The sequence below is a fragment of the Aliidiomarina haloalkalitolerans genome (assembly GCF_003987315.1).
Taxonomy (GTDB): Bacteria; Pseudomonadota; Gammaproteobacteria; order Enterobacterales; family Alteromonadaceae; genus Aliidiomarina; species Aliidiomarina haloalkalitolerans.
On sequence record NZ_PIPI01000012.1, the window covers coordinates 22,328 to 30,676 of the forward strand.

An 8,349-nucleotide genomic window follows, 5' to 3' on the forward strand; every position below is an offset into this window, starting at 1 on the left:
TTTCGTGTTACCTCAAGTTTGCTCCAAGTCGCAAAGGACATTATGGATAAAATCGAAGTACGCGGTGCCCGCACCCATAATCTAAAGAACATTAACGTAGTAATTCCGCGCGACAAATTGGTCGTGATTACCGGGTTATCTGGGTCTGGAAAGTCGTCATTGGCTTTCGATACTCTCTATGCAGAAGGGCAGCGGCGCTACGTAGAGTCATTATCTGCCTATGCGCGGCAGTTCTTAAGCCTGATGGAAAAGCCCGACGTCGACTCCATTGAAGGCCTGTCACCAGCCATTTCGATTGAACAAAAATCGACATCACATAATCCACGTTCAACCGTGGGCACGATTACGGAAATTTATGACTATCTGCGCTTAATGTTCGCCCGGATTGGCGAACCGCGCTGCCCCGAGCACCAAGTCACGTTGGCGGCACAAACCGTATCGCAAATGGTCGACCAGGTCTTAGCCTTACCTGAAGGCAGCAAAGTCATGCTGCTTGCACCGATTGTTCAAGGCCGTAAAGGTGAGCACCAAAAAGTGCTCGAGAATCTGAATCGACAAGGCTTCTTGCGCGCGCGTATCGACGGTGAAATTTGCGACTTAAGCGATCCACCCACACTCGAACTACAGAAAAAGCACGACATCGACGTTGTCGTTGACCGCTTGAAAGTACGTGAAGGTCTTGAACAGCGCCTTGCTGAGTCGTTCGAAACCGCACTGGAACTATCGCACGGCACTGCGGTTGTGGTACCAATGGACGACGAAGCTGCTTTCGAACCCATGCTGTTCTCAGCCAACTATGCTTGTCCTCATTGCGGTTACAGCATGCAAGAATTGGAGCCGCGTTTATTCTCGTTTAATAACCCTGCCGGTGCCTGCACGAGCTGCGACGGCTTAGGTGTCGAGCAGTATTTCGATGCCGAAAAGGTCGTTGGCAACCCAGAGTTAAGCCTAACTGGTGGCGCAATCCGCGGTTGGGACAAACGTAATTTCTATTACTATCAAATGCTGCGCTCGTTGGCGAAGCAATTCAGTTTTGACCTCAACGCCCCGTTCGCAGAACTACCAGAAGCTGCTCGCGAGTTAATTTTAAATGGGTCGGGAAGCGAAGAAGTTCGTTTTACCTATATTAATGACCGTGGCGATACGGTGGTGCGCAAGCACCCGTTCGAAGGCATTATCCCGAATATGCAGCGGCGTTATCGCGAAACCGACTCACAGGCGGTGCGTGAAGATCTCGCCAAATACCTTGCGACCAAGCCATGCCGCAGCTGTGGTGGCGCACGTTTGCGTACCGAAGCGCGTCATGTCTACGTCAACAACACCACCTTGCCAGAAATCGTAGAGCTGTCGATCGGTGATGCCTTGCAGTTCTTCCACTCGATTGAATTGGAAGGTCAGCGCGCTAAAATCGCCGAAAAAATTCTCAAAGAAATTAACGACCGCTTGAGCTTCCTCGTCAACGTTGGCTTGAACTACCTGAACTTGTCGCGTTCGGCTGAAACTCTCTCGGGTGGTGAAGCCCAGCGAATTCGCCTAGCCAGCCAAATCGGCGCAGGCTTAGTTGGCGTTATGTATGTTCTTGACGAACCATCAATTGGCTTACACCAGCGCGATAACGAACGCTTACTGAAAACCTTATGTGATTTGCGCGACCTCGGTAATACCGTATTGGTTGTTGAACACGATGAAGACGCGATTCGCGCCGCAGACCATGTTATCGACATTGGCCCAGGTGCCGGTGTGCATGGCGGACAGATCATTGCCGAAGGGCGTTACGAAGACATTATCAAGTGCGAAGGCTCACTCACCGCCGATTACTTGTCTGGGCGCAAAGAGATTGCCATTCCGAAGAAACGCAATAAGCCGGGCAAGCACTGGTTGTCGCTTAAGGGCGCACGCGGCAACAATCTAAAGAATGTCGACGTTGACTTACCCGTTGGCCTGATGACCTGTGTCACCGGGGTCTCGGGCTCGGGTAAATCGACACTTATTAATGACACCCTGTTCCCACTTGCCCACCGTGAGTTGAATGGCGCAACGACGACAACCGTCGCACCTTATGATCACGTCGACGGGCTGCAGCATCTCGATAAAGTCGTCGATATCGATCAAAGCCCAATTGGTCGGACGCCACGCTCAAATCCAGCGACGTACACCGGCATCTTTACGCCGATTCGTGAGCTGTTTGCGGGTGTGCCTGAGTCGCGTTCGCGCGGTTATAAAGTGGGTCGTTTTAGCTTTAACGTCAAAGGCGGACGCTGCGAAGCTTGCCAAGGCGATGGCGTGATTAAAGTTGAAATGCACTTCTTACCAGACGTGTATGTGCCTTGCGATATTTGTAAGGGTAAGCGCTACAACCGAGAGACCTTAGAAATTCAGTACAAAGGTAAATCGATTCACGAAGTGCTTGAGCTGACCGTGGAAGACGCGCGCGAGTTTTTTGATGCTGTACCAGCAATTGCGCGCAAGCTGCAGACTCTAATCGATGTTGGCTTGTCTTATATCCGTCTCGGCCAATCGGCGACAACCCTATCGGGTGGTGAGGCGCAGCGGGTCAAACTCGCCCGTGAGTTGTCTAAGCGTGACACCGGTAAAACCTTGTACATTCTCGACGAGCCAACAACGGGACTACACTTCCACGATATTCAACAACTGTTGACCGTCGTTCATCGCTTGCGCGACCACGGCAATACCATTGTGATTATCGAGCACAACCTCGATGTCATCAAAACCGCGGACTGGATCGTCGATTTAGGTCCCGAAGGTGGCAGCGGTGGTGGTGAAATCCTGTTTGCTGGTAGCCCAGAAGATATTTGTGAACTGCCAACGTCACATACCGGCCGCTTCTTAAAGCCCATGTTGACGAAAAAGAGTTGACGAAAAAAAGTTAACGAATAAAGGTTAACCAAAAGCTAACGGCCAAACGCTACAACGAACATCAACCAAGAGAGGCGCGAATGGAAGGTACTCCCAAGCAACCGAAGAACTGCTCGTCTTTGCTTGAAGAGCTGGTCGAGCAGGCTCGCCAGGCGCCTCGTGGTGGACAAGTAGCTGACTATATTCCAGCCTTAGCGGAAGTTGACCCCGACCACGTTGGCATCGCCGTCGTTGAGCTCGACGGTACTGTGCATACAGCTGGCGACGCCCATGTGCCGTTTTCAATACAAAGTATTTCGAAGATTTTCGGTCTCGCCATGGCCATGTCGCGCACCGACGATACCTTGTGGGAACGCGTGCGCATGGAGCCATCCGGGCAAGCCTTCAATTCCGTCGTGCAGCTCGAATGGGAACATGGCATCCCGCGTAACCCGTTTATCAACGCCGGGGCAATTGTCATTGCCGATGTCCTTACCAGTCGTTACTCCGCTAGTAAAACGGCGTTCTTACAGTATGTCCGCTATCTCGCAGGCAAAGAGTCGATTAGCGCTGATCATCGCGTATGGGAATCCGAAAAACAACACGGCAATCGCAATGCAGCGCTCGCATATTTGATGAAAAGCTTTGGCAACATTGAATCCGATGTGCCTGCAGTACTCGACCACTATTTCTTTCAGTGCGCAGTAAGTATGAGCTGTGTTGATTTAGCCAAGAGCTTAGCATTTCTTGCCAACAAGGGCGTTCAACCTGGTAGCGAAGAACGGATTTGCGACGCCCGCTCGGCGCACCGCATTAATGCCCTACTTTCGACCAGTGGTATGTACGATCAATCGGGCGAGTTTGCCTTTACCGTCGGTTTACCGGCGAAAAGCGGTGTTGGCGGCGGTATTGTTGCTGTGGTACCCGACTACGGGGTGATTTGCGCTTGGAGCCCACCACTCAACCGCTTTGGTAACCCAGCTCGAGCGGTGTCGATGATCACCGATTTTGCCCAACGTTTAGGACTCTCGGTTTATCACTGAGGAAAAGCGTGTGAGTCGTAATTGATAACGACGAATTTGCGTTTGAATGAAAGGGTCGGTGGCAACTCGCTCTAAATAGGCAAATAGCTGACACACCGAGACTGGACTTGTGCGTGAGAAAATCACTTGGGTTTGGTAGTCGTCGTCGTAATACGGCGACTCATATAAACCCGCCACTTGGTCAGGGTCTTCAGCTGCTAACCAGTTCACGAACTCTTCACTCAGCATCGCAAACTTAATCCGCCCATGGCGCAACATATTCAGAACCGTTTGTTGGTTATTCGCTCGGTACATACGATATTCATGTTCCGAGTAACCTGTGTCGGTGACCATATTGGTTAACTGATAGTGATAGCCAACAACCCCGCCAATCCGATCATGCTCTTGGGGTTCCCAATATTCGTTCTGCAGTGAATAAAGACGATCACGCCCACGCAAAATTCCTGGCGAAGCGTAATAGTCATACCCTGAGTCTTGCCAACCCCAATTTTCCGATTCAAAAAAAATCAGGTCACAACAACCGGCTGCCGACAACGCGCTATAACGGTCTTGCGGACGCACTTCCCGAATCACAAACTCAAATTCGTTCTGTACGTCATTCAAGCTATTCACTAAATCGGCTAAAAAGTGTTGGTTGCCGTGCGAGCTATAGTAAGGCGCATAATCATAGGCAGCGACGTAGACTCGCTCACGCGCGACCGATTCAGTATCAGCGGCTAATGGTGCGATAAGGAGTGCAGATAAGGCTAGATAAAAGACAACAAGGCAAAGCCGTAAACCGGCCTTGCCTTGTGAATTTAAATGCAAGTTCGTAGCAAAACGCATGAATTACCTTAACGTCGTTTTAAGATAAAAACCTTCGCGTCTCCTTGCGAATTGAATCAGTCCTATCCTGCTAAGTCGTAATAAGTCGCCGCACCTGGACCAACTGGCATGCCTAAGGCAAATACCCAGATGTAGAACAAGGTCACCCAACCAACAAAGAAGACAATGGTATACGGCAACATCACCGAAATTAGCGTACCGATACCGATATCTTTCTTATATCGAGCAGCGACTGCCAAAATCAAGCCAAAATAGCTCATCATTGGCGTAATAATATTGGTCACAGAGTCGCCAATCCGGTATGCCGCCTGCACAAGCTCTGGTGCGTAACCAATTAACATGAGCATTGGCACAAAGATTGGCGCGGTAATTGCCCACTGCGCTGACGCCGAACCGAGCATCAGGTTAACAAAAGCACACATTAAAATAAAGAAAACAAAGACCATTGGTCCAGTTAGGTTGATAGCTTCAAGGAAAGCCGCACCTTTCACCGCCATAATAGTACCGAAATTCGTCCAGCCGAAGAAGGCAACGAACTGCGCTGCGAAGAATACCAAAACAATGTACAGGCCCATGCTGCTCATGGTTTTTGACATCGCGTGAATGACGTCGACGTCACTGCGCATGGTCCGGGTGACATAACCGTAAACATAACCGGGAATTGCGAAGGTAATGAAAATGTACACCACAATCCCATTCAGGAACGGTGAACGAGCCACACCACCGGTTTCTTGGTTCCGTAACACGCCCCACTCCGGCACGATAGTTAGCGCCAGTAATGCAGCAAGCGACAAGAACGTCAAACCAGCCAACTTCAAGCCGAGCTTTTCTTGCTTGCTCAGCTTTTCCATTTTCACGCTGCCATCGTCTTCATAATCCGGGTCAGCTTCTGCCGCATTGTATTTACCAAGCTTCGGCTCAACAATTTTTTCAGTAACAAAAGCACCCAGTGCAGCAATCAGGAAAGTACTGGCGATCATGAAGAACCAGTTCGCTTCCGGGCCAACAATATAATCGGCGTCGAGCAGCTGCGCCGCTTCAGTTGTAAAGCCAGCAAGCAATGGATCGACCGTACCGATAAATAAATTCGCACTATAGCCCGCAGAAACCCCAGCAAATGCTGCTGCAAGGCCAGCTAGCGGATGACGACCTAAGGAGTGGAAAATCATCGCCGCTAATGGCACTAACACCACGTAACCAAGCTCCGAGGCCGTGTTCGAGATAACACCGGCGAAGACCACCACAATGGTAACCATACGCGGGGAGGCACCCATAACCATGCCGCGCATGAGTGCTGACAGCATCCCTGAACGTTCCGCAACACCGACACCTAAAATAGCGACAAGAACGGTACCTAATGGCGCAAAACCAGTGAAGTTGGTGACTAAATTGGAGACCATCCAACGAATACCGTCACCACTCAGCAGGCTATTGACCGTGATAATCACGCCTTCTTGGCCTGGACGCGGGTCGGCAGCACTGACACCGAAAAATGCGGCAATTCCACTGGCAACCACAACGAGCAGCGCAAATAGAGCAAACAAGGTTACCGGGTGCGGTAACAGGTTCCCTAACCATTCAACTGTGTCGAGGAACCGGGTAAACCAACCACGTTGTCCCGTGCCATTGTTATTCTGCTTGTTTTCAGCCGCAGCCATGCGGGTCTCCTTTTAATTCTTGTCAACGTTTACGTTTAAGTCTTGTCAACGTTTACGTTTAAGTCTTGTCAACGTTTACGTTCAAGTCTTGTCAACGTTTATGTCTTGGCGGCGTCGGAGGGTGACGCTGCTGTGTCGTTTTTAAATAGCCGCTTATTGTACGGGAAACGGCGCCGCGCAACAAATCCGCCCTGCTGCCAAATCCGCACAATCAGTAGCACGCCACTAACAACAAACCACAGACACAACAAACCTAAAGTTGAAATGAGAAGGTTATTAAAATTACGAGCGCCACTATAATCCATAAAGTGTAAACGGTACATCCAGTCTGCGATAACCCACGGATCATTGCGGTGACCGAGCACTTCACCGCTTGCTTCGTCAATATACACGCGCGTGTTTAGGCCGTCGGCGAACTGCGCCCGAAAACCACGACCACGCCAGTTGACCAGTTCAGAGCTCCGATTGATCTGCTCCAAACCCCCGAACATACCTGGTCCCGAGTAAGAATTTACTGCCAGTCGTTGCGCCGTAACCGTCGACGTAAACCACGGTCGACCAGTCAAGGCGTCAAACCAAACGTAATTGAAATCTTGATGGGCAATACCCTCTGCAGCATTGCCGTCCGCCACATTGCCGGTCGCTACTTTGAATTGCGGAATTCCGTCAACCATGCGCAGTTCAACCTGATAAACCTCACCAAGCCGAGCGGTACGGTCCAATGGAAATTCCAGCGCTTGAGCCGCCAAAGGCTCAGCCATAATGGGTTGATGATACTGCGTTGCCGAAAGCGCCTCGCGCCCCTGCCAACTGAAGTAAAAACCTGTCACCGCCCAAATTAACACCTGCAAAAACAAAATGGTGGCAAGCGTTCGATGCAAGCGAATCAGCGCCGAGGTCTTTCGCCCTGTGCGCTTATGCAAACGCTCCATGCGCTTGCCCGTCTGACGATGCTGACGCCGCGTTTTTCGGCTTTGCTTCTCTACTTCCGCCATAGTTGCCTCCACCACCGCGTAGAGAAATGACGCAGCAGCAAATAACTACCCGTGATCGCAATAAAAAAGGTGGTTATGGTAAAGAAGAGAATCCAAGGCGTACTAATATTCTCACGCTCTTGGTAGTCCATAATGTGCAGCATCCACGCTAAGTCAAACCAACGCCACGCGCGGTGACGCTTAGTGACGAGTTCACCTGTTTGCGCACTTAAATAAAGGGAAGTATTGCGACGATCTAAAAAGTCCACTCGCCAAACCGGCAAATGGCGCGGATGCAATTCGCTCGGTCCTGACTCCGACAGGAATTCAACACGATCAACTTGCGCCTGTCGGCTTTGAATCGGCCGGTAATAACGTTGCGCCAAAGCGAGAATGTCGCCTTCAGTTAGTTCAACGATTTCCAAGCCGTCCGCCGTAAGTAAAGACTTACTCTCATTTGCGGTGACTTGGAAAACATAGCGAAACTCACCCGCCACCAAGCGGTTCACCAAAATCACATTCGTAGCACCCGGCATTGCTTGCACAACATCCTGAAAGCGTTGTGACACATTCAGTTCAACAAGCGCCGCCTCGCTAATCGGCTTATCTGCTTCTTGCACCAGATGGTCACCATGGATGTAATGTAACTGCATCAATACCATAAACGAGCCGGTTATCGCCCAGATAATCAGCTGTATTCCAAACAGGAGTGTTAACCATCGATGAACTTTTCGAACGTTCCAGGACTTTTTGCGCATTGTTATTATTATTCGACTGCCAGAGACCATCCTTTTTAGCACGCCCCGCCCTAAAGTTAAAGCTCCGATGCAGCTCGGCCAAGCACGCAACAAAAAAGGCTCCCGAAGGAGTAATGCCGATCAGTTAAGAAATTTTCGCGATCGGTTGACCGATCCTTAGAAGGGTTCAAAATCCGTAATTAGGTTATCTAATTACGGATTTTTTTATGCGTTTTGAAAGTGAATTGGCAGTAGC

The 8,349-nt window shown here is 50.3% G+C and carries 6 protein-coding genes; 2 read left to right on the plus strand and 4 right to left on the minus strand.

Annotation, left to right across the window (positions count from 1 at the left end):
- Nucleotides 1-42: 42 nt before the first annotated feature.
- Nucleotides 43-2,877, plus strand: a complete 2,835-nt coding sequence (gene uvrA / locus CWE06_RS11955; protein WP_126794612.1) for an excinuclease ABC subunit UvrA — start codon at nt 43-45, stop codon at nt 2,875-2,877.
- An 80-nt stretch (nt 2,878-2,957) separates the two neighbouring features.
- Nucleotides 2,958-3,899, plus strand: coding sequence for a glutaminase (locus tag CWE06_RS11960; protein WP_126794615.1), 942 nt, complete (start codon nt 2,958-2,960; stop codon nt 3,897-3,899).
- Here CWE06_RS11960 and CWE06_RS11965 read toward each other — a convergent pair.
- From CWE06_RS11965 to CWE06_RS11980, 4 genes are all read right to left on the minus strand, one after another.
- Complete coding sequence (locus CWE06_RS11965; protein ID WP_126794618.1) at nt 3,876-4,724, minus strand: hypothetical protein; 849 nt, start codon at nt 4,722-4,724, stop codon at nt 3,876-3,878. The two genes, CWE06_RS11960 and CWE06_RS11965, sit on opposite strands and share 24 nt — an antisense overlap.
- Before the next feature lie 62 nt (nt 4,725-4,786).
- Nucleotides 4,787-6,382 (minus strand): AbgT family transporter, encoded by a 1,596-nt coding sequence (locus CWE06_RS11970; protein WP_126794620.1) that lies wholly within the window; start codon nt 6,380-6,382, stop codon nt 4,787-4,789.
- Nucleotides 6,383-6,480: 98 nt separating this feature from the next.
- Nucleotides 6,481-7,377 carry a PepSY-associated TM helix domain-containing protein gene (locus CWE06_RS11975; RefSeq protein WP_126794623.1) on the minus strand — a complete coding sequence of 299 codons (897 nt, stop codon included), beginning with the start codon at nt 7,375-7,377 and terminating at the stop codon, nt 6,481-6,483.
- On the minus strand, nt 7,365-8,018 hold the full coding sequence (locus CWE06_RS11980) for a hypothetical protein (RefSeq protein ID WP_476692314.1): 654 nt from the start codon (nt 8,016-8,018) through the stop codon (nt 7,365-7,367). The genes CWE06_RS11975 and CWE06_RS11980 overlap by 13 nt, the downstream gene beginning before the upstream one ends.
- Between the last annotated feature and the right edge of the window lie 331 nt (nt 8,019-8,349).

Coding starts and splice junctions, on each gene's coding strand:
- uvrA (WP_126794612.1), top strand. CDS start 43: ATGGATAAAATCGAAGTACGCGGTGCCCGCACCCATAATCTAAAGAAC.
- CWE06_RS11960 (WP_126794615.1), top strand. CDS start 2,958: ATGGAAGGTACTCCCAAGCAACCGAAGAACTGCTCGTCTTTGCTTGAA.
- CWE06_RS11965 (WP_126794618.1), bottom strand. CDS start 4,724: ATGCGTTTTGCTACGAACTTGCATTTAAATTCACAAGGCAAGGCCGGT.
- CWE06_RS11970 (WP_126794620.1), bottom strand. CDS start 6,382: ATGGCTGCGGCTGAAAACAAGCAGAATAACAATGGCACGGGACAACGT.
- CWE06_RS11975 (WP_126794623.1), bottom strand. CDS start 7,377: ATGGCGGAAGTAGAGAAGCAAAGCCGAAAAACGCGGCGTCAGCATCGT.
- CWE06_RS11980 (WP_476692314.1), bottom strand. CDS start 8,018: ATGGTATTGATGCAGTTACATTACATCCATGGTGACCATCTGGTGCAA.